The organism is Desulfovibrio sp. SGI.133, assembly GCF_050313955.1.
Lineage (GTDB): Bacteria > Desulfobacterota > Desulfovibrionia > Desulfovibrionales > Desulfovibrionaceae > Desulfovibrio.
On sequence record NZ_JBNPMK010000003.1, the window covers coordinates 191,826 to 212,584 of the forward strand.

Genomic DNA, 20,759 nt, shown 5'->3' on the forward strand with positions numbered 1-20,759 from the left:
CTAGCGTTGATGGCGTTTGCGGAATTCAGCCAGGTCGCGGGTCCAGCCGCCGGGCACTTCTTCTTCCTTGAAGAAGATGTACGGGTTGGAGCGGGGAGCCGTGACGTGGTAAGGAGCGGCTTCGGTGTCGGTGACTTCGAGCAGCTTCTGGAAGGAAAGACGCTTCATGGTTTCGCCCACGCGTTCGCGGTTCTTGCCTTCTTCCATCCACCAGTCCCAAATCTTTTCGATGACTTCTTTGATTTCATCGTAGGGAGCTTCACAGGAGATGAAGGGCACCAGCAGCGAACCCATCTGAGCGCCGTCCACCACGGGGGCCTTAGCACCCACGAGGATGCTGGCGCCGCGTTCGTCACCGATGTGCAGAGCGCGAGGCATGGTGTTGATGCAGTGCATGCAGCGCACGCAGTCGGCGGTCTTGATGGACAGCTTGTTGCCGTCCCAGCTCATGCACTTGGAGGGGCAGCGATCCACCACTTCGGCCTGGATGTCGAACTTGCCCCAGTCACGACCGGCGTGAGCACCGGCGTTGGGCTTGAATTCGCCGCCCACGTAGGCTTTCACGGCGTCCTGGTCGATCTTGATGTCGTCCTTCCAGGTACCCACCACAGCGAAGTCGGAACGGGCCATGGCGCACACGCAGCCGTTGGGGCAGCCGTCGAACTTGAACTTAAACTTGTAGGGGAAGGCGGGACGGTGCAGTTCGTCCTGGTAGTCCTGGGTCAGCTGGTAGCACATGTCCTGGGTGTTGTAGCAGGCATATTCGCAGCGGGACTGACCGAGGCAGGCTTCGGGGGTACGCAGGTTGGAGCCGGAACCACCGAGGTCGACGTTCAGCTTGTGGGTCAGGTCGTGGAAGACTTCTTCCAGCTGCGGGGTCTGGGTGCCCAGGAGCACGATGTCACCGGTGGAACCGTGCATGTTGGTCATACCGGAACCGCGCAGATCCCAGATGTCGCACAGGTCACGCAGGAACTTGGTGTGGTAGTATTTGGCAGCGGGCTGGGCCACACGCATGGTGTGGAAGTGGGCCACGCCGGGGAACTTTTCGGGCTGGTCGCAGTAACGGCCGATAACGCCGCCGCCGTAACCGAACACGCCCACGATGCCGCCGTGCTTCCAGTGGGTTTCCTTTTCTTCGTAGGAAAGTTCCAGCACACCGAGCAGGTCTTCGGGGGCGTCAGCGGGGATCTGATAGTCCAGCCCGTCCGGATTGGCCGCGCGGTGAGCCGCTTCCTGTTTAATGTCGGACACAAAGCTCGGCCAGGGGCCGCTTTCAAGCTGGTCCAACAGGGGGGTTGCATGTTTCGCCATTGCCATACCTCCACATGGTTTGTTGTATCACATCGCGTGATGTGCCTTCGTCATGACGCTTGGGGCCGGAGTAGCCCGGAACCGCACACGACAAAACGCCGCCGGGGCGGCCTCGTCTTGCGGCCTGCACACATATGTGTGCCGCCCCAGGTGCTGTTCCCTGTCCGGCGTAGTCAGACGGGGGATCGCAGGCGCAGCGGCAGACGCTGTTGGACGTCCGGCACTGCGGGCTGCAATGCAGTTCTGCTTCTTTTAGCGTATTTCTTTGGCGATGACAACCGCTGTTTCTTGTGATTGACCGCTTTTTCACAGCACAGTCACAATGCGGGCTGCGCAGCCATGTTGTTTGTATGGTGCGGATAACTATGTGAAAAAAATGTCATATCAACTTCTCAAAAAATATACGCTATGCCGCCCTGATAGACACGGTGCAGTGGAAGGGCCGGCACCTTGCCGGGCAGTCCGTGCAGTTCACCCCACTGTCCTGTGTGGGAGCGCCTCCTGTGCTCGCCTTGGCAAAAAAAGCATTAGCGGCTATGGTTCGGGCAGTATTTCACAGTGCCGCCGGGAGCGGCCCAGCAAGGAAAAAAGCATGAAAGACGAGCGTGGTTTGTACTATTTCCCCAATGCCGCGGACCGCAGGGCCCGCATGTACGTGCGGCGCGGTGAGGACGGCGGCGTGCAGTTCCGCCTTTGGCAGTCCGACCATCCCGAGGTCTGGGACCGCCACCAGTGGCTGGATCTGCAGGTCATCGAGGACGCGGCGCGCCTGTACCGTGAGGAGCGCAACGCCGATGCCGACCCCCTCAAGCTCTACGATGCGGCCGTGGCCCGCGCCCTGCTGGAGGAGGCCGGTCTGTGAACGGGCGCTGGTCGCCGGAACGCAAGGCCTTTTTAGTGCGTGACCTGGTGCGTGACTACTGCCAGGTCTATGAGGGGCTGGAAGAGCAGCGCCGCCGTTTCGATCACGAAGGCGCCGTTTCCTATTCGTCCATCCGTGACCTCCTGGGCGAGGCCATGCGCAAGGGCGTGTTCTGGCGCCTCAAGGACACGGCACATCATCTGTTCCGCAACAGCCAGTCCCAAACCCCGGACAAGGACGCCATCCTGCTCTGGCAGTATTCCGGCAGTCGTCATCCTGACGGCCTGGTCAGCCAGCAGCCGGTGGAGGCGCTCATCGACTGGTGCGTGGGCTACGCCTTCCACGAGTGCGCCAAGCTGCGCGAGGACGCCTTCCAGCGCCAGCACTACGCTAACCGCCTGGCCCAGCTGGGACGTCATCAGGGCGTGACGGCCGAGCTCTACGATCCGTTGCGCCGGCTGGGCGAGCAGACCGCCGAGAGCTCCGCGCGCGAGCTGCAGCGCATCCTGCATGTGCTGCGGCACGGCCTGTTCCTGCTGCTGCGCTATCTGGAAGGGCAGGAGGACAACACTCATCTGGCCCGCTGGCTGGTCATGGAAGAAGCCCGGGCCCGGGCGGTGTTTGCCGACCTGTATGACGATCTGCTTTCCGCCCTGTACGGGAGCCGGCCCCAGCGCTTGTACATGCTGGCGGCCTGGGATCTGCTGGAGGCCGGTCGCAGCGAGGAGGCCCGTTGCATGCTGGAATGCGCCGCCCGTATGGGCCGCCTGGATGCCGAGAGCCTGACCCTGCTGCGTCAGCTGGAACAACTCCAGGAAGAGGGACGATGATGACGGAGCGACAGTTTTCCTTTCCCCGTCTGCTGGTGAACTTGTCCTGCCTGTTGCTGGCGGCCGTGCTGCTGGCCGGTTGCGGCAGTAAGGATACCTCCTGGCGCAAGGGCGGCGTGCCGGGCTCCAAGCCCTATACCGTGCGCGGCAAGACCTACTATCCGCTTAAGTCGGCCCACGGCTTCGTGGAAGAGGGCGTGGCCTCCTGGTACGGCCCCGGCTTCCACGGCAAGACGACGGCCAGCGGCGAGCGCTTCAACCAGTACAACATCAGCGCTGCGCACAAGATCCTGCCCCTGGGCACGGAAGTGCGCGTGACCAACCTGGAGAACCACCGTTCCCTCATCCTGCGCATCAACGACCGCGGGCCGTTCGTGGACGACCGTGTCATCGACCTTTCGCGCGGGGCCGCCCAGCGGCTGGGCGTCATCGGCAAGGGCACGGCGCGAGTGCGTATCCAGAGCCTGGGCGACGTGCCCCAGGTGGAAGACGGCGATGTGGTGCGCGGCAACTTCTTCGTCCAGATCGGTGCGTTCTCCAAAAAGGACAACGCCCAGGGCCTCATCGAGCGCCTCACCCGCAGCGGCCAGAAGGGCCGTATGATCTTCGGCAGCAACAACCTTTGGAACGTGCAGGTGGGCCCGTGGGAAGACTCCCGCAAGGCCGACGAGATGATGCGCGTGCTGCGTGCCCTGTACCCCCACGCCTTCGTGGTGGGCGACGGCGGCGCGAGCTAGCGTGTTGCCATCCTTTGAGATGTCGAACGGGCCGTTCCCTGCGGGGAACGGCCCGTTTTTTATGGCATGGGGACGGCTTGAGGGGGGAAGGGGCCCCTTTTAAAAAAGGGTCTCCCTTCCCCCCTCAAACTCCCCCCATCCCCCCTAAAACTTTTCTTTTGGAGGCATGGCAGGTCTCCGTCGTTGTCCGGCAAGGGCGTCAGCGCGCGCGGGGCGGTGCTCCTCTTCATCGGGGCCTGCCGCTGGGCGACATGGGCTGCTGCTTCCTGCCCGGTGAGGGCAGGACGGAGGACGGTCATGCGGAAACAGGATGATGGATCGTTCTGCGGGAATGGCTGATCGAACGAAGCGCGCTGGGGAAGGGGAGGGAGTTTGAGGGAGGGGGACCCCCTCTCGCGCTAGTGGAGGGGTTCCTCCCTCCCTCAAGACATCCTTTCCATCTAGAAAAGTGACAGATGTTCCCGCACGGCCTTGGTGTGGCGGGCCAGGGTGCTCTGGCGGCAGAAGTCGCGCACCAGCGGCAGGAAGCTGGAGGGTTCCAGCGCCAGTTCCCGGCCGAAGAGGCGGCGCCCGGCGCTGTGGCTCACATACAGGGCACGGGCGGCGCGGGTCAAGCCCACATAGAACAGTCGGCGCTCTTCTTCCAGGCGGGCGGCCTGCGCGGCGGGCGACATGTCGTCGTCCGGGTTCTCCAGCAGCAGATCCCGGCGCATGGGCAGCAGGCCTTCTTCCAGCCCGGGCAGGAACACGGCCTGGAATTCCAGGCCCTTGGAGGCGTGCAGGGTCAGGATCTGCACCTGTTCCGAGCGGGCGCGGATGAGTTCCGCCTCATGTTGCAGGCCCAGCTGCTGCACAAGGGCCTCCCACTGGCCGCAGTCCTGCCATGCACGGCAAAGCTGCTTCCAGGCCGTGCCCTGCCAGAGCGGGGCGGGCAGGCGGCTGTGCCCGGAAAGGCGGGCCTGCAGGGCCTGGGGATCGGGCAGGGGCGCGTCCGGGGCCAGATCCAGCGCCTGTTCCAGCAGGGGCAGCAGATCGTCGCTTTCGGCTTCGCCGCTGACAGGGACAGGGGCCTCGCCCTGGCCGCGGGCGATGGCCAGACGCAGCACGGCGGCGCAGAGAGGATCTTGCCAGCAGTCCTCCTGCGCGGGCGCGGCGCAGGGGATACCTTCCTGCTCCAGTGCGCGGCGGATGACCGGTATCTGGGCCTTGAGGCGTACCAGCACGGCCACGTCGCCCGGCGAAAGGGTCCCGGCCAGCTCGTCTTCCTGCGCGATCTGGTCCATGAGCGTATGGGCCGTGGCCCCCAGCAGCTGACGGATGCGGCCCGCGATCCAGCGGGCCTCGGCCTGCTGGTCGGGGGCGGAGAAAAGATGCAGGCGGGCCTGCTCCCGGCGCATGGCTTGCAGGGCGCCGCAGTGCCCGCGGCCCTGCAGCAGGCTCTGGGCCATGTCCAGCACGCCCTGGCTGGCGCGGTAGCTCTGGCCCAGACGGCAGACGCGCAGGGATGGCCAGAGTGCACGCAGGCTGTCCTCGCTCTGGCCGCTGGCGCCACGGAAGCCGTAGATGGCCTGGTCAGGGTCGCCGATACCGAAAAAGCCGTTGCCGTCCTCGGGCAGCAGGGCGCGGATCAGGCGCAGCTGCACCGGGGAAAGGTCCTGCACCTCGTCCACCAGCACATGCCGCCAGGGCAGGGCCGAAGCCCGGCGGGAGGGCGCAGGAACAGGGGCGGGGGCTGCCGTGGCGGCCACCATGCCCAGCAGGGACATCTGGCGCGGCACGGCGTGGCCCTTGTGCGGGGCTTCATGATGATCGGCCGTCGTGTCCGGCCCGGCGGAAGTCGCGGGAGAGGGGGCAGACGTCCGGGCCTGCCGGTGCCGTTCCGTCACGACGGCAGTCAGCAGGGCCCGGCAGACGGGCGGCAGCAGGCTGTGCTCCAGATCGGGCCGGATGTCCTCGCCCTGACGGGCGCGCAGATGGAAAAGGAAGAATTCCAGCAGGTCGGCGTAGTCCAGCAGCGGGCTCTGGCTGCGTACGGTACGAGCGGCCTGCCAGTCGGCCACGGCGGCACGCAGGTCGTCGGGGAGCTCGTCGGCGGACAGGCCCTGCTCACGAGACCACTGCAAACGCTCCCAAAGGCGACGCAGGGTCTTGCGTTCTTCGCGGCTCTCCGGGTGCCCGGCATCCACGAACAGGGCCTTGGCCGCGTCTTCGGGCAGGAGCAGCGCCGAGGGCAGCTCGCGCTGCACCACGCTCCAGGCCAGGGCATGCAGGGTGTCACAGCGGGGCAGGGCCGCAGGGGCCGCGCCATCCCCGGCCGGGGCCTGCAGGCGTTGCCGCATCTCTTGCGCGGCACGCCGGGTAAAGGTCACGGCCAGCAGCTGCGAGGCCGGTACATCGTGGGCCAGCAGATATTGCAGACGGCCTACCAGCACGCGCGTTTTGCCCGCGCCGGGTCCGGCCAGCACCAGCACGGGCGTGCCCGTCTCCAGACCGGCGGTCAGGGCCTCGGCCTGTGCCGGGGAAAAGCCGCCCAGCGTGCGTCCGTCGGGCGTGGCGGGCTCGGGCTCGCTTTCGGCAGGCGCGGCGCTGTCCTTCTTGCGGCGCACCCGGATGGCCGCCACGGTGGCGGCGGTCTCCTGCTCCGGGGCCTGCGAGGCGGGTTCCGCCACCTTTTTGGGCCGTCCGCGCTTGCGGGGCGCGGCGCCGTCCAGCAGGCTGCGGCTGCGGGCCGCCCCCTGCCATTCCGCGGCTTCTTCGGGGCTGAAGACGCGCACCACGCCATATTCACCGTCATAGCCGCCCTTGCGGATGACCTGGCCCCGGCGCATGCGGGATACGGCCTCGCCCAGCGGCTCCCAGTGGCGGCGCACCTGCTCCTCATCCATGCGGCAGAGGATGTCCAGATCGGGCCCCAGCTCGCGCAGCAGGGCCGCGTACTTGTCCTGTACTTTGCGCGAACTGCTGCCCACGCCCAGGATCTCGCCCACCAGTTCGGGCAGGGGGATCAGGGGCCGGGCCTCCGGCTCATGGAGCAGGCTGGCGGGCGTTTCGCGGTCGGCCAGCTCGCAGACGCGGTGCAGCACGCCGATGGTCAGGGGCTTGCCGCAGACCGGGCAGATGTTGTCCAGGGCCAGGGCCTCGCGCGGTTCCAGCACTACGTTGCAGGCCCGGTGGCCGTCCAGATGGTATTTGCCCTCTTCGGGGTAGAATTCCATGGTGCCCAGGAAGCGGCAGTCCTGGGGCTGCCGGTCGGGCGGCAGGCGACGGGCCGCGGCCCGCAGGGCGGCGAAGATGCCGTCATAGGAGGGCGCGCCCGCAAAGAAGTTGGCCTCGCGGCCCAGATTGGCCCCGGAGTGGGCGTCGGAATTGGAGATGAGTGCGTAACCGTCCAGCTGGCTGACCATGCGGTTCATGCCCGGGTCCGAGGAAAGGCCCGTCTCCAGCGCGAAGATGTGGGAGGAAAGGTCGTCGAAACAGTCCTCCAGCCGGTCGAAGCCGGACTTGGAGCCGAACAGGGCGAACCACGGCGTCCAGACATGGGCCGGGATGAGCACGGCCTCGGGGCAGACATCCAGCGTCATCTCCAGCAGGTCGCGGGAGTCCAGGCCCAGGATGGGACGGCCGTCGGAATGCAGGTTGCCCACCAGCTCCAGCCGCTGCGAAAGGCGGTCGGCATCGTCCAGCGTGGGCACGAAGATCAGGTTGTGGACTTTGCGGACCTTGCCCTGACGCTTGTAGATGGAGCTGATCTCGGTCTGGAGCAGGAAGAGCGGCCCGTCGGCATCCGGCGGTGTCTTCCCCTGCAAAAAGTCCAGCTCCTCCGCCGGGCCGGACAGGCGGTACAGGCCGCTGGCCTCGTCGCGCACCAGCTGCCGGCGCAGCTCGTCCCGCCATTGCGGGTGGGTGAAGTCGCCGGTGCCCAGCACGTTGATGCCCTTGCAGCGGGCCCAGGCAGCCAGATGCCGGGGCGAGAGCTGTTTGCTGGTGGCACGGGAAAAGCGGGAATGGATGTGCAGGTCGGCGATGAAATTCATGGACAGGCTCCGCGATGTCAGGATGAGGAAACCGATATTGTTATGGAAAGCCGGTCGCAAGGCAAGGGCGGTGCATTCCCGCGACCGCACCTGTCACCTGCGGTGAGGAGCTCGGACCGTCCTCGGGGGATGCAGGCACTTCCGGGTGGCTGCCATCGCGACACCGGGCCGCTGTCCGTCGTGGCTCCCTGTTTTCAGGGACGGATGGTGCGCTATCTTTTTTCCTCGTGGCCCGCGCCCAGCCAGGAGCAGAAGGCGAGGGCCTCGGGGCTCCAGCCCTGCCCGTAGTGCAGGGGCAGGGGGGCCTCCAGCAGACATTGGGCGGCAGCGTCCTTGCGCGCCAGCACCAGCACCCGTTTGGCGGCTTCTCCGGCGCGGGGACAGAGGGGCAGGATGCGGCGGCAGCCCAGACGCTCCCGCTCCAATGTGGAGAGCAGGCGGGACAGGTCCTCCGCCGGGAAGATACAGCAGAACAGACCGTGATGGCGCAGCAGGCGCCGGGCCGCATGGCAGAACACGGCCAGCGGATCAGACGTACCGGGCTTGGGGCCGGGCCGCCGCTGGCGGGAGTGCGGGCCGTCGTGCAGAGAGGCGGGGCCACGCAGGGCGGCATCGCGTCGGGCACTGGCCGAGGGACGGCCGCTGCCCCCTAGCGCATAGGGCGGGTTTGCCAGAACGAGATGGCAGGCATTCTCGCCGCAGTCCCGCAAAAAATGCGTGTCGGCAAGGTCGCCTTGCCGGAAGCGGCATACATCTTCCAGTCCCAGAAGACGGGCGTTTGCCGTGGCCGCAGCGCACAGGGCCGAATCCTGCTCCAGTCCCAGGGCGTCCAGGCGGAGGGTGTTGTTTCCTCCGCAGCCTTCTCCCGTCGGTTGCCCGTCAGCGGTAACGGACGGTGCTCCTGAAGGCTGCATGCTGGAGCATTGACGGGGCAGCGCGTCTGCCTGATGGCAGTGCTCTGCCGTCTCCGCCGTGCCGGACGAGAGATACAGGCACAGGCCCAGCAGGGCCGCGCCGCAGCCGCTGCCCAGCTCGACTACCTTCCGGGGGGCCGTTCCCGGCAGGGAGGTAAGGCTTTCCGCCGCGAAGGCCGCCAGCAGCAAGGCGTCCGCGCCGAAACGGTAGCTGTCCTGAGGCTGGTGCAGGCCCCGGGGAAAGAGGGCTCGGGCGGTCGAGATGGCGGTATCGTTCATGGGCGTACGGTGGTGATGGCGGCTTGTTGGAGGGGAGGAGGGCGCTGTGGTCGATGCCGTGGTTCGTTCTGTTGCAACGGACATGGCGCTCGCGGGCCGTCTCCGGTGGCTTGCCGCGAAACATGGAAAAGCGTCCCCACCTGAAAGGGCGGCCATATGAAAAAACAGGGCCATGCCTGCGGCATGGCCCTGTGATGCTTTACGGTTGCGCGGGAGACAGTACCGGAAAACGTGCCGGAGCCATTTCCTTTGGTATTATCGAATACCTTTGGCACAGACGGTATCCCCGTGGGCAATGCCGTTTGTCTTTCCTATGTGCGGGTTTGGGGGAAGAAGGGGGTACGGGGGAGGGAACCCTTTTTTGCCGCCGGCAAAAGGGGTTCCTTCCCTCGTTTTCCGTTTATTTTGCTATGTTACAGCAGGGCACCGTCCCAGTTGAACAGGCCCTGGCGCCGCATCTCGGGCAGGCTGGAGGGCGGGTTCTCTTCCAGGCGGGCGAAGAAGCTGTAGCCTGCCTGCTGGAGCTCCTGCCGCTTGGCGGTGAGATCCAGGGGCCAGCCGGGATAGAGCCAGACATTGCCGCCGTACTGGCGGGCCCAGAAGACCTCGCCCTTGGGGCTCATGAACGGCTCGTTGGGCTTGATGCCCAGCAGGCCGAAGCGGCTGATGCCCACGGGCCAGAAGCCGCCCAGCACCATGCCCAGCGGCAGCGGGCTCTGGCGGGGCAGGGCCAGGATGTCGTCGGCGGGCAGTTCGGGGCTGATGTACGCGCCCTTGAAGCCCATGTCGGCCAGCACGCCCAGCGCGGCGGCATTGGCCACGTTGCAGAAGGGACCGGCCAGCAGGTCGAGGGCATCGCTGTGCTTGGGATCCTCGGGTTCGTCGTTCATGCGGGCCAGCAGTTCCGCCGGGAACAGGTCACGCTGCCAGGGGGCGTTGCAGACGAAGTGGCGCGCGCCTTCGCGGGTCAGATGGGCCAGACGGCGGCGGATGGCCTCTTCCTCTTCGGGCCAGATGACGGGCGGCAGCCACCAGCAGATGCGCGGGGCGATGGTACGCGAGATCTCGGCCGTGCGCGGCGAGAGCCACAGGCCGGTGTTCTGGCTGCGGCAGCCGCGTGTCTCGCGGCCCTGCGGCATGCTGGCGCGCACCACCATCTCGGGCCGGGGCGCGGGCCTGACGGGCCGGGGCAGACGGGGCTCGCTCTCCACGGCCTTGCTGGGCCGGGTGGGCATGCGGTCGAGCCGGGCCTGCCACTCCCTGAGGATCTGCATCAGTTCGGGCTCGCGGCGGTCGATGAGGAAGACCGGCGTGCCCGCCTTGGGCGTCTTGTGCTTGGGCAGGCGCAGCATCAGGGTGCCCGCCTTGGGCGTGCGGCGCGTCACGGGCAGGGTGGCGTGCCAGCGTTCGTCTTCCACGCCCACGCGCAGATAGTCCTGCGGCAGCAGCTCGAAATGGGGCTTGAGCAGCACCTGGCCTTCGGGCGTCACATTGATTTTGCCCGCCAGCAGGCCGGAGCTGGTCTGCCCCGACGGATCGGTGGGGATGAGGTTGTCCTTGTGCGGCAGGAAGCGGGCACGGCTGCCGGGACGGCCCAGCGCCATTTCGAGGATGGCCTCGGCGTCCTTGCGGGCCTGCGGGTCGCCGGGATTGTCGCGCAGCATGCGATAGGCCGTGACCACGTGATAGACGTAGTGCGGGCCCTTCTTGCGGCCTTCGATCTTCCACGAGACCAGATGCGGGATGTGCAGCAGGGTCTTGGCCAGCACGTCCAGCGAAAGGTCCAGACAGGAGAAGAAGCGTCCGTCGCGCCCCTTGCCGGGGTTGCTGCGCTGGGGACGGGGACGGCGCATGTCGCGGCCGCCGTCACGTCCGTTGCGGCCCTGTTCGCGGGCCTGCTGTTCGGCCTGTTTGGCCATGGCCGCGGCAGCGGCGCCGCCCTGACGGTAGACGCGGCGGCAGGGCTGCACGCAGCGGCCGCGCAGGCCGCTTTTGCCGCCCATGTAGCTGGACCAGTAGCAGCGGCCCGACACGCAGTAGCACAGCGCGCCGTGGACGAAGCATTCCAGATCCAGCCCTTCGGGACAGGCCTCGCCCATGGCGCGGATCTCGTCGATGGAGAGCTCACGCGGCAGGATGACGCGGCTGGCGCCCAGGTCCTTGGCGGTCTGCAGGCCCTGCGGGTGCGTGATGTTGGCCAGGGTGGAGAGGTTGATCTCGCCCTCGAAACCGGCCTGCCGCGCCAGATCCAGCATGGCCAGATCCTGCACGATGATGCCGTCGGGGCGCACCTGCCGGGCCAGACGATGAATGAGACGGTAGGCCGCCGCGGTCTCCTGCGGCTTGACCAGCACGTTCATGGCCACATAGACGCGGGCCTGTTCCTCGTGGGCCAGGTCGGTGAGGCGCGAAAGGTCGGTAAGGCCGAAGTTCTCGGCCTGCATACGGGCCGAGAAGTGCTTCAGGCCCAGGTACACGGCGTCGGCACCGGCGGCCAGGGCCGCGGTGAAGCACTGGGCGTCACCGGCCGGGGCCAGGATCTCCGGGCGTTCCGGGGTAGGGGCGGGCAGGATGATGTCACTCATGCGTAATAATATTCCTTGAACCAGGCCACAAAGCGCTCGATGCCGGTCTTGAGGGGCGTCACGGGCGCAAAGCCCGTGGCTTGCGACAGAGCGTCGATGTTGGCCCAGGTGGCTTCCACATCGCCGGGCTGCATGGGCAGCAGGTCACGGATGGCCTTCTTGCCCAGCGCCTCTTCGAGGGCGGCGATGAAATCGTTGAGTTCCACGGTCTGGTTGTTGCCGATATTGTAGATGCGCCACGGCGCGGAACTGGTGGCCGGGTCGGGGGTGGCGGCATCCCACTGCGGATCGGGCTTGGGCGCCAGGGGCAGCAGGCGCACCACGCCTTCCACGATGTCGTCGATATAGGTGAAGTCGCGGCGCATGCGGCCGCCGTTGAACACCTTGATGGGCTCGTCCTTCATGATGGCGTGGGCAAAGAGCTGCAGGGCCATGTCCGGGCGGCCCCAGGGGCCGTAGACCGTGAAGAAGCGCAGGCCCGTGCAGGGCAGGCCGTACAGATGGCTGTAGGAGTGGGCCATGAGCTCGTTGCTCTTCTTGGTGGCCGCGTACAGGCTCACGGGATGGTCCACGTTGTTGTGTTCCGAGAAGGGCTGGCTGGTGTTGAGCCCGTAGACCGACGAGGAGGACGCGAAGACGAAGTGCTGCACGCCGTTGTGGCGGCAGCCTTCCAGCAGGTTGGCGAAGCCCACCAGGTTGGAATCCACGTAGGCCATGGGATTGATGAGGCTGTAGCGCACACCGGCCTGGGCCGCCATGTTGATGACATGGGTGAACTTTTCGGCCGCGAACAGGGCGCTCATGGCTTCGCGTTCGGCCATGTCCTGCAGCACGAAGCGGAAACCGGGACGGCCTTCCAGCTGAGCCAGACGGTCTTTCTTGAGCTGGACGTCGTAATAGTCGTTGAGATTGTCCAGGCCCACCACGGTGTGGCCCTGGGCCAGCAGACGGTCACAGAGATGATAGCCGATGAAGCCCGCGGCTCCGGTAACGAGAATATGCATGCTGTCCTCCTGTTGGCGCAGACTAAGCCAGAAGCGCTTCCGGGGCAAGGGTTTGCTCTTGCCTCCGCTGCCCCGCCCGGCTATGTTCGGGAACATGAAAAATAACGAATCCACCTTTGCGTCCAGCAACGCTTCCGAAATGCGCAACAGCGCCGCCGGGACCGGCAAGAAAGCCGCCGGTCCCGCCGCTGGCAAGACCGGAGCCGCTACCGACGCCGGCAGGGACGAGGCCATCCGTCACTGGTACAAGGGCGAGAATCGCGACACCATCATTTATCTGCTCATCGCGATCTTCTTCCTTGAGCTGATCATCGGCGGTATCGCCTTCTTTTACGGCATCATGCACGCCAAGCCGTCGCTGGCCGGCGGCCCGCCCGAAGCCCAGTTCCCCATCCTGGGCTGGGCCATCGGCGCTGTGGCCGCTCCGGTGGCCTTGCTGCTCATCGTGCATCTTTCCGGCCTTTGGGTCTCCAACACTCTGGAGCGGGAGCGCCAGCCCGGCAAGCCCGGCTCGGAACGCATGGTGCCCAAGCGGCTGCGCTATTTTTACGCCTGTGTGCAGCACGCGCCCACGGTGGTCATCCTGCTGGGCATATTGCTGCTGGCTGCGGCCCTGGTCTTCGTGGACGGCATGTTCTCGGCCGTACTGGCCTTCGGTGCCGCGCTCAAGCCCTACATCCCGTGGATCGCGGGCAGTATCGCGGCCCTGCTGGCGGCCTGTTATCTGGGGCGCCTGCTGCTCATCTACCGCCACCGCCGCATGGAACAGGAATACGCCTACCGGCGCGAGGTGCTGGAAAAGACCGGCATCGTACTGGTGAGCAAGGGCAGCATCCCCCTCAACCGGGGCATCGAACCCTTGCAGGCCGTGGATGGTGGCGGCTATGCCCTGCCGCCCGGCCCCGCCTACACGCCTGAGGAAGCCGCCGCCGATGCCGCGGCCCTTGAAGCCGGGGAAAAGAAGGGCGACGCGCCTGCCGAGGACATCGTGGACGTGGACCCCGAAGACCTGGGCGAAGCGCCCAAGAACACGGCCGCGCCCCGCAAGGACGACGTGACCGACGCCGATGTGGTCGTGGAGGATGAAAAGCCCAAGGCCTAAGCAATACGGCCTGAGGCACCGGCATTTTTGAGCGGAGGAGTTCCTCCTCCCCTCAAAGGTGGCTGCTCCCGCTGCCGTGATCGCTTCCATCGCAACGGGGAGCGTGCGGTCGGCCTCCGGTCGGTCCCCATCCCTGCCCCGTGTGTTTTATTTCAAAAAGGAGAGGCTCCTCAAGGAGCCTCTCCTTTTTTATCATTGCTTGCCGTCTGTGTCCGGTACGAGGCCCGGACAAAGACGACGATCCGTTGTGACCTAGTAGCGGTAGTGGTCGGGCTTGTAGGGGCCTTCGATCTTCACGCCGATGTAGTCGGCCTGTTCCTGGGTCAGGGTGGTCAGCTTGACGCCCAGACGGGCCAGGTGCAGGCGGGCCACTTCTTCGTCCAGTTCCTTGGGCAGGGTGTAGACCTTCTTTTCCAGGTCGCCCTTGGCCAGCTTGATCTGGGCCAGGGTCTGGTTGGTGAAGCTGTTGGACATGACGAAGCTGGCGTGGCCGGTGGCGCAGCCCAGGTTCACCAGGCGGCCTTCGGCCAGCACGATGATGCTGCGGCCGGACTTGAGGGTCCACTTGTCCACCTGGGGCTTGATGTTCAGCTTGGTGATGCCGGGGGTGGACTCCAGGTAGTGCATGTCGATCTCGTTGTCGAAGTGACCGATGTTGCAGACGATGGCTTCGTCCTTCATGCCTTCCATGTGTTCGCCGGTGATGACGCGCAGGTTGCCGGTGCAGGTGACGTAGATGTCGCCTTCGGCCAGGGCGTCTTCCATGGTGGTGACTTCAAAGCCTTCCATGGCGGCCTGCAGGGCGCAGATGGGGTCGATCTCGGTCACCAGCACGCGGGCGCCGAAGCCGCGCATGGACTGGGCGCAGCCCTTGCCCACGTCGCCGTAGCCCACCACGACCACGACCTTGCCGGCCACCATGACGTCGGTGGCGCGCTTGATGCCGTCGGCCAGGGACTCGCGGCAGCCGTAGAGGTTGTCGAACTTGGACTTGGTCACGGAGTCGTTGACGTTGATGGCCGGGAAGAGCAGCTTGCCTTCGGCTTCCAGCTGGTAGAGGCGGTGCACGCCGGTTGTGGTCTCTTCGGAAACACCCTTCACCTTGGCGGCCACTTCATGCCAGTGGTTGGGATCTTCCTTGTAGCGCAGGGCCAGGCGATCCATGATGATCTGGAATTCCTTGTTGTCGTAGGTCTTTTCCAGCAGGGAGGGATCGTTTTCCACTTCCACGCCCTTGTGGATCATCAGGGTGGCGTCGCCGCCGTCGTCCACGATCAGGTCGGGGCCCTTGCCGTCAGGCCAGGTCAGGGCCATTTCGGTGCACCACCAGTAATCTTCCAGGCTCTCGCCCTTCCAGGCAAAGACCTTGGCCATGCCCTGCTCGGCGATGGCGGCAGCGGCGTGGTCCTGGGTGGAGAAGATGTTGCACGAGGCCCAGCGAATGTCCGCGCCCAGGGCGTGCAGGGTCTTGATGAGCATGGCGGTCTGGATGGTCATGTGCAGGGAGCCGGTCACGCGCAGGCCCTTGAGGGGCTTCTGGTCACCGTACTTGCGGATGCACTCCATGAGGCCGGGCATCTCGCGCTCGGAAAGCTGCATTTCCTTCTTGCCGAAATCGGCCAGGGCCATGTCGGCCACTTTGTAGGCCAGGGAAAGGTCCAGGGCTTTGGTCATCGTTCCATTCTCCTTGAGGAAGTATGTTGGGCCGCTCCACAAAAGGGCGGTCTGCGGCATGGTCGTTGTCCCCTGTGCGGGGATGGTGCGCAGCCTTCGGTAAGACCGCGCGGGAAATCTTGTGTGCCTTTTCCGGGCCATATCCCCCCGGGGCAGGTGCGCCGCTCCCCATCGGGGGCAGGCTTTCCTGGATGAAGTACGTTTGGGGGAAGATGGGGCACGGGGGGCCTTCCCCCCGAAACTATCCCTAACAGGCGCGTGCCTGCACCAGCAGCAGAAACAGGCTGCGGCCCACGGCCTGCCGCGTACAGGACAGGACCTCGAAACCGGCCTGGCGCAGGCGTTCCTGCAGGCGCTCTTCGTCGAAGCCCAGCCAGCGGTCGCCGTAGCGGCTGCGCATGGTCTCGTCGTGGTGCTGGAGGAAATCGGCCACGAACAGGTGCCCGCCCGTGGTCAGGCTGCGGCGGATCTCGCGCAGGCCCTCGCCGGGGTCGGACAGGTGGTGCAGGACAAGGTTGATGCAGGCGAAGTCCGCTTCCTGGTCACGCAGGGGCAGGTGGTCCAGCTCGCCGATGCGCAGGGAGATGCGGTTCTCGTTGGCCAGATCCACGGGGTTGAAACGGCGGCGGCACATCTCCAGCATGCGGGCCGAGCCGTCCACGCCGATGAGGCTCCGGCTGGCGGGCAGCAGGCGCTCCAGCACCGCGCCGGTGCCGCAGCCCAGGTCCACGGCCACGCGGCAGCCCTCGGGCACGGCGGCCAGCACGGCGGCGGGCAGGTCGAAATCTTCCAGCACTTCGCGGTTGAGCTCGTCCCAGTCCTCGGCGATGGCGTTGAAGAACTGGCGCGTCTTGAGGGCGCGTTCCTCCAGGATCTGGGCCGCCATGGCCAGATCCTCACGCATGGCCGTGTCCGTATGCAAAAAGGGCCCCATGGCCTGCAAAAAGTCGCTGGCCTCGCCGCAGCGCGTGGCGGCATAGAAGACCCACAGGCCGTCCCGGCGCGAGGTCAGCAGGCCCGCTTCGGTCAGGATCTTGAGGTGGCGCGAGACGCGGGATTGTCCCATGCCGAGAATGCGCACCAGCTCGTTGACCGAGAGTTCGTAATGCAGCAAGATATGCACCAGTCGCAGACGGGTCTCGTCTGAAAGTGCCTTGAAATATACCAGTGCCATGCGTGCCCCTGTACGGCGCGCCGGGCGCGCCTGCGATCTATGTATCAAATTTGCTTGATGCAAATATCAGCCTATCTGGATATAGTCAAGGAGTTCCATGTCCTCGCCTTCCGATGCTGCCCCCGACCGGTCTTCCGCTGCCGGGGAGGAGACAAAAAGACGGTTGTCGCGCAAGCGGGTGACCGTCATCACAGCCACGGCCCTCTCGTTGCTGGAGGCCTGTGGTCTTGAGCCGTCTCCGGCGCGCTCGGAAAAGACGGCCGGGAAGGGGAAAAAGGCGACGCAGGGAGAACCGCCGGCCGAAAAGGCATCGGCGGATGGCCTTGGGGAACAGCAGGCGGCAGGCTCGGCGTCTTCCCGCGAGCGGAACGGCGGGCGGAAAAAGAGATCTGCGTCGGACAGGGCTCCCCGGGAAGTGGCGGACGCCGTCCCACAGGAAGCTGCATCGCAGGGCGTTGCCGCCACCAAAGCCGCGTTCCCGGAAATTTCTCCGGTGATCTCGCCCGCCGACACGACAGCGGCCACGGTACCGCCGGGATCTGCCATCCTTTCGAAGAAGACATCTGCCCGGCGTCGTCGTGCGAGCGGCACAAAGACCGCGCCGGTGACCGATACAGCGCCGGCTTTCACGTCCGAGACTGTCGGACAGATGGCCTCATCGGTAGCGGGGCCTTCTGTTGGCCAGGCCGCTGTGGAGGCGGCGACATCCGTGCCGGGAGAGGATCAGCTTCACTCCGGCGCACGGCGGAGAGCCGTCTCCCGTGCGGGGCATCCATCCACCTCAGGCGGGCGCGGCCGTAAGAAGGCTGCTGCGACCCCTCCCGCATCCGCTGGGGAAGCCGTGTCGACCACAGCGCCGGTACCGGAGCAACAGCCTGCGGAACGTCCCATGGATGCGGCGGCGCTGGCTGCCGAGGCGGACCGTCTGGCTGCGGAATACGGCCTTTCATCATCGGGCGGCGGTCTGGTGGTGCTGCCCGGGGACGATGACTGGGATGATTTTCCCGCTCCTCCGGATAGGGAAGCGCCGTCCGCCCGGACGGTGGCTCGTGGTACGGAGACGGTTCCTTCCGTTTCTTTCCCTGAGCCCGTACCGGCAGCGGCGCCCTTCGCTATGGCGGCTCCTGCCGCTCCCGTCCCCGAGGCCACACCTGCGGAGGTCAAAAGTTCACCCAAACGTCGCCGTGCGGGCAGTCCGAAGGCTGCGCCTGTGGCCGAGAGCGGGCCGGTTCCCGCGTCCGAGGCTGTCGCACAGATGGCCCCACCTGTAGCGGAGCCTTTCGCTACTTCAAATATAGCTGCTGCGGATGCCGCTGTGCCTGCTGCGGGGCTGCCCCAGCCTGCCGCAGGGAAAAGGGCCGCTCCCCGTGCCGGGCGTGCATCTACCTCCGGCGGGCGCGCCCGCAAGAAGACTGCTGCGACCACTCCCGCATCCGCTGGGGAAGCCGTGCCGACCACAGCGCCGGTACCGGAGCAACAGCCTGCGGAACGTCCCATGGATGCGGCGGCGCTGGCTGCCGAAGCGGATCGTCTGGCTGCGGAATACGGCCTTTCGTCATCGGGCGGCGGTCTGGTGGTGCTGCCCGGGGACGATGACTGGGATGATTTTCCCCCTCCCCTGGATAGGGAAGCGTCGTCCGCCCGGACGGCGGCTCACGTTACGGAGACGGTTCCTTCCGCTCCTTTCCCTGAGCCCGTACCGTCAGCGGCGTCATTCGCTGCGGCGTCTCCTGTCGCTCTTGTCCCCGAAGCCACACCTGCAGAAGTCAAAAGCTCGCCCAGGCGTCGCCGTGGGGGCGGCACGGCAGCTGCGCCGGTAGCCGGCAGCGGGAACGCTTCCATGCCGCTGGCCGGTGGGCAGGGAGGAGCGACATCAGCCGCACCCCTTGGAGATGCGCGCACACCGGAGGGAAGCCCCGCTCCCGTACCGGGGGCTGTTTCTTCCGCACCTGCCGGACACCGCGCAGAGGGGAAGGCGAACGGGCCAGCCCGGCCCGCAGCGTCCCCTGGGGCCGGGGCTCCTTGCCCTGCACCGTCTTCCGGGACAGGCATGGGGCGGCGCGAGGCCGCGTTCCGGCAGTGGGCCGCGGACATGCAGGCCCGTTTCGATGCCGGGCTGGAAGCGGAGGAAGACCGGGCGGCACGTCGCAAAGACGCGCTGGTCGTGCTGCCGCCGCCGACGGATACGGGCGGAAGGAAACGCCGGACGGCAAAGAAGGCACAGGCAGACGCGGAGGCCCCGCGCCCGCGGGCGTGGATCACGCGGCGACGCAGCACCGAACCCGGGCACGAGGCCCGCTTCGAGGAATGGCACGGCCCGGCACGGACAGGGAGCGTGCTGGAAAAGGTCTTCATCTCTCTGGGCGCGTCTCCGGAGCAGGCGAAGCTGAGCCGCTTGTGGCGCAGCTGGGATGCCGTGCTGGGACCGGATCTGGCGCCATTGGCTCGTCCGCTGGGCCACCATGACGACAAGCTGCTCATCGGCGCCGAAGATGCCGTGCTGCTGCAGGAGCTCTATTATATGGGGCCGGAGATCGTGCGCCGGGTCAATGAGTTCCTGCAGGAGGACTTTTTCACGGCGGTGAAGGTCTCTCTGATGCTGGACCACCAGGATCTGGATGCGCCCAGCCCGGTGCTGGAGCGCTCCGTCGGTCGCCCGAAGGAAGAGGTCCCTGCGCCTTCCGGGGCCAGTCTGGGGCTCATGGATCCCGAATCGGCCGTGGCCCGCTGCTATGCCCGCTTCCTGGGCATGGAGCTGCCCGATCCCCGCAAATGACGGGCTGGAGCCGCCGGGAGGCGGGATTGACAAAGCTTTTCTTGCGATGCTAGGGTCAGCCGGTGTCGTGCTGGCCTTGCTGCTTTGTCGCTGTGGCTGCCGTCACGCTGCAGCTCAAGGGGAGGGTGCCATGCAGGATACGCTGGAAAATATCAGCCTCAAGCACGATAACGGCGAGGACATGCGCTTTCGTGGAAGCCTTTCCTCCGAGTGTTCCTGGTATGACGAGGAGCATGGCGTGCTGTGCCGCCAGAAGCTGTATGTGACGGAGAACAAGGACCAGATCTACTACATCATGCGCACCGGGGCGGAAGAACACAGCCGCCGGGCTTATCGCCTGAAGGTGCAGGACCAGACCTGCATCATCCATAACGGCAAAGCTGAAGTGCGCATGCCCATTGCCCTGCTGATGCTGGCTGTGCGCGGTCTGTGCGGCATGGATGCCCGGAACGCGACCAGCCTTGCCATGGTGGAAGAAATGCTCAAGGCTGCCAACGCCTAGCCGCCGTCCGTTTTTTCCCCGAAAAGAGAGGAAAGGGATGCTTCTTCGGAAGCATCCCTTTTCGTTTTTACGGCATTTGTTCGTGCGCCGGGCATACAAACCCAAAGAGCCACCCATTCGGGCGGCTCTTTGGGTTTGCAGCTCTCGTAGCGAGCCCCGGCAGGACCCGGAAAGCTGCCGGACAAATGCCCCGGCAACAGGCGAGCCGTTCCTCCGTTCTTCTTGCCCCGAAGACAGGGGCCTTTCCAGGAGGGGCGGCGCCCCTGCCGGAAGCACCCTGTGCGGGCCAGATCCCGGCGGAGCGCTGCCAAGCGCTGCCGGTGGCCTTAGCGGCGGGAACGGAAATGCTTTTCCGCGCTCTCGATGTCCTCGAAGCCGTACTGCTGCACCTGATGGAGCAGGTTCTGTTCGGCTTCGCTCTCGCCCTTGCGCAGGCGTTCCATGGTGGCCCGATGATAGAGGGCGATGGTCTTGGGGGAATAGGTGCGCAGTTCCGCGCGCAGGTAGGTTTCCATGGAGACCCAGCCCGGACGGTCGTCACGGCTGCGCAGGGGGCGGCCCCTGTCGGCCAGCGAGGGGAAGCGGTTGTCGAGATCTTCCTTCCAGGACACATGGGCGGCCACGATGTCGTCCACCTGGGCCATGGCTTCGGGGTCCAGCGGCGGCAGGCTGTCGGCCAGCTGGGCGTACTCCTCGGGGAAGGTGGATTCCATCATGCGGGCGTATTTTTCCGTGACCAGGTTGCGGCCTTCCAGGCGGGCGTTCAGCAGGTCTTCCAGATAGCTGCTCAGCAGTTCGTCATCCCAGTTGTCCATCTGGCTGGACCGCATGATGCGGAAGGTCTTGGGATCCATCTGGCAGGAGGCCTTGCCGCCCACGTTCTGCACGTTGCTGAACATTTCCCATTCGGCTGTGACCACAGCATCCACAAGGGTCTTGTGTTCCATATCGTCTCCTTGGCCGGGAAGGACC

General features: G+C 66.0%; 15 protein-coding genes. 6 read left to right on the forward strand and 9 right to left on the reverse strand.

Annotated features, from left to right (window positions below; translation table 11 throughout):
• Entirely contained in the window at positions 1-1,314 is a 1,314-nt protein-coding gene (gene dsrA / locus ACQRBR_RS05915; protein ID WP_204674661.1) for a dissimilatory-type sulfite reductase subunit alpha, read from the reverse strand.
• A 592-nt stretch (positions 1,315-1,906) separates the two neighbouring features.
• Between dsrA and ACQRBR_RS05920 the strand changes: the two genes are divergently transcribed.
• From ACQRBR_RS05920 to ACQRBR_RS05930, 3 genes are read left to right on the forward strand one after another with little or no spacing between them, the layout of a single operon-like run.
• Positions 1,907-2,176: a hypothetical protein gene (locus tag ACQRBR_RS05920; RefSeq protein ID WP_006007089.1), complete on the forward strand. Its 270-nt coding sequence runs from the start codon at positions 1,907-1,909 to the stop codon at positions 2,174-2,176.
• Positions 2,173-3,006: a hypothetical protein gene (locus ACQRBR_RS05925; RefSeq protein WP_278337774.1), complete on the forward strand. Its 834-nt coding sequence runs from the start codon at positions 2,173-2,175 to the stop codon at positions 3,004-3,006. Before ACQRBR_RS05920 ends, ACQRBR_RS05925 begins: the two co-directional genes overlap by 4 nt.
• Complete coding sequence (locus ACQRBR_RS05930; RefSeq protein ID WP_427812560.1) at positions 3,003-3,743, forward strand: septal ring lytic transglycosylase RlpA family protein; 741 nt, start codon at positions 3,003-3,005, stop codon at positions 3,741-3,743. Before ACQRBR_RS05925 ends, ACQRBR_RS05930 begins: the two co-directional genes overlap by 4 nt.
• A 440-nt stretch (positions 3,744-4,183) precedes the next feature.
• Here ACQRBR_RS05930 and ACQRBR_RS05935 read toward each other — a convergent pair whose 3' ends face one another.
• The 4 genes from ACQRBR_RS05935 to ACQRBR_RS05950 form a co-directional block, all read right to left on the reverse strand.
• Positions 4,184-7,777 (reverse strand): UvrD-helicase domain-containing protein, encoded by a 3,594-nt coding sequence (locus ACQRBR_RS05935; RefSeq protein WP_427812561.1) that lies wholly within the window; start codon positions 7,775-7,777, stop codon positions 4,184-4,186.
• A 212-nt stretch (positions 7,778-7,989) separates the two neighbouring features.
• Positions 7,990-9,054: a hypothetical protein gene (locus ACQRBR_RS05940; RefSeq protein ID WP_427812562.1), complete on the reverse strand. Its 1,065-nt coding sequence runs from the start codon at positions 9,052-9,054 to the stop codon at positions 7,990-7,992.
• 329 nt (positions 9,055-9,383) lie between these two features.
• Positions 9,384-11,555 (reverse strand): peptidase U32 family protein, encoded by a 2,172-nt coding sequence (locus ACQRBR_RS05945; protein WP_168935583.1) that lies wholly within the window; start codon positions 11,553-11,555, stop codon positions 9,384-9,386.
• Positions 11,552-12,559, reverse strand: a complete 1,008-nt coding sequence (locus ACQRBR_RS05950) for an NAD-dependent epimerase (RefSeq protein ID WP_204626365.1) — start codon at positions 12,557-12,559, stop codon at positions 11,552-11,554. The genes ACQRBR_RS05945 and ACQRBR_RS05950 overlap by 4 nt, the downstream gene beginning before the upstream one ends.
• Positions 12,560-12,653: 94 nt before the next feature.
• On the opposite strand from ACQRBR_RS05950, the gene ACQRBR_RS05955 reads away from it, so the two are divergent.
• Positions 12,654-13,661 (forward strand): hypothetical protein, encoded by a 1,008-nt coding sequence (locus tag ACQRBR_RS05955; protein WP_321127610.1) that lies wholly within the window; start codon positions 12,654-12,656, stop codon positions 13,659-13,661.
• Positions 13,662-13,913: 252 nt separating this feature from the next.
• Here ACQRBR_RS05955 and ahcY read toward each other — a convergent pair whose 3' ends face one another.
• The 3 genes from ahcY to ACQRBR_RS05970 form a co-directional block, all read right to left on the reverse strand.
• Positions 13,914-15,335, reverse strand: coding sequence for an adenosylhomocysteinase (gene ahcY / locus ACQRBR_RS05960; protein WP_303877945.1), 1,422 nt, complete (start codon positions 15,333-15,335; stop codon positions 13,914-13,916).
• Positions 15,336-15,582: 247 nt separating this feature from the next.
• Positions 15,583-16,509, reverse strand: a complete 927-nt coding sequence (locus ACQRBR_RS05965; RefSeq protein WP_427812563.1) for an ArsR/SmtB family transcription factor — start codon at positions 16,507-16,509, stop codon at positions 15,583-15,585.
• A 66-nt stretch (positions 16,510-16,575) separates the two neighbouring features.
• Entirely contained in the window at positions 16,576-17,139 is a 564-nt protein-coding gene (locus ACQRBR_RS05970; RefSeq protein ID WP_427812564.1) for a hypothetical protein, read from the reverse strand.
• Between the two features lie 1,420 nt (positions 17,140-18,559).
• Here ACQRBR_RS05970 and ACQRBR_RS05975 point away from each other — a divergent pair.
• Both ACQRBR_RS05975 and ACQRBR_RS05980 read left to right on the forward strand, forming a co-directional pair.
• Complete coding sequence (locus ACQRBR_RS05975) at positions 18,560-19,285, forward strand: DUF721 domain-containing protein (protein ID WP_427812565.1); 726 nt, start codon at positions 18,560-18,562, stop codon at positions 19,283-19,285.
• 130 nt (positions 19,286-19,415) lie between these two features.
• On the forward strand, positions 19,416-19,787 hold the full coding sequence (locus ACQRBR_RS05980) for a hypothetical protein (RefSeq protein WP_303877949.1): 372 nt from the start codon (positions 19,416-19,418) through the stop codon (positions 19,785-19,787).
• Positions 19,788-20,113: 326 nt separating this feature from the next.
• On the opposite strand, the gene ACQRBR_RS05985 is transcribed toward ACQRBR_RS05980, so the two are convergent.
• Positions 20,114-20,734 (reverse strand): DUF4125 family protein, encoded by a 621-nt coding sequence (locus tag ACQRBR_RS05985; protein WP_427812566.1) that lies wholly within the window; start codon positions 20,732-20,734, stop codon positions 20,114-20,116.
• Between the last annotated feature and the right edge of the window lie 25 nt (positions 20,735-20,759).

Bases quoted from the DNA above. Each gene is read 5' to 3' on its own strand.
- ACQRBR_RS05920 (WP_006007089.1), top strand. From the start codon at position 1,907: ATGAAAGACGAGCGTGGTTTGTACTATTTCCCCAATGCCGCGGACCGC.
- ACQRBR_RS05985 (WP_427812566.1), bottom strand. From the start codon at position 20,734: ATGGAACACAAGACCCTTGTGGATGCTGTGGTCACAGCCGAATGGGAA.
- dsrA (WP_204674661.1), bottom strand. From the start codon at position 1,314: ATGGCGAAACATGCAACCCCCCTGTTGGACCAGCTTGAAAGCGGCCCC.
- ACQRBR_RS05930 (WP_427812560.1), top strand. From the start codon at position 3,003: ATGATGACGGAGCGACAGTTTTCCTTTCCCCGTCTGCTGGTGAACTTG.
- ACQRBR_RS05975 (WP_427812565.1), top strand. From the start codon at position 18,560: ATGGGGCGGCGCGAGGCCGCGTTCCGGCAGTGGGCCGCGGACATGCAG.
- ACQRBR_RS05955 (WP_321127610.1), top strand. From the start codon at position 12,654: ATGAAAAATAACGAATCCACCTTTGCGTCCAGCAACGCTTCCGAAATG.
- ACQRBR_RS05945 (WP_168935583.1), bottom strand. From the start codon at position 11,555: ATGAGTGACATCATCCTGCCCGCCCCTACCCCGGAACGCCCGGAGATC.
- ACQRBR_RS05950 (WP_204626365.1), bottom strand. From the start codon at position 12,559: ATGCATATTCTCGTTACCGGAGCCGCGGGCTTCATCGGCTATCATCTC.
- ahcY (WP_303877945.1), bottom strand. From the start codon at position 15,335: ATGACCAAAGCCCTGGACCTTTCCCTGGCCTACAAAGTGGCCGACATG.
- ACQRBR_RS05965 (WP_427812563.1), bottom strand. From the start codon at position 16,509: ATGGCACTGGTATATTTCAAGGCACTTTCAGACGAGACCCGTCTGCGA.
- ACQRBR_RS05980 (WP_303877949.1), top strand. From the start codon at position 19,416: ATGCAGGATACGCTGGAAAATATCAGCCTCAAGCACGATAACGGCGAG.
- ACQRBR_RS05940 (WP_427812562.1), bottom strand. From the start codon at position 9,054: ATGTCCGTTGCAACAGAACGAACCACGGCATCGACCACAGCGCCCTCC.
- ACQRBR_RS05935 (WP_427812561.1), bottom strand. From the start codon at position 7,777: ATGAATTTCATCGCCGACCTGCACATCCATTCCCGCTTTTCCCGTGCC.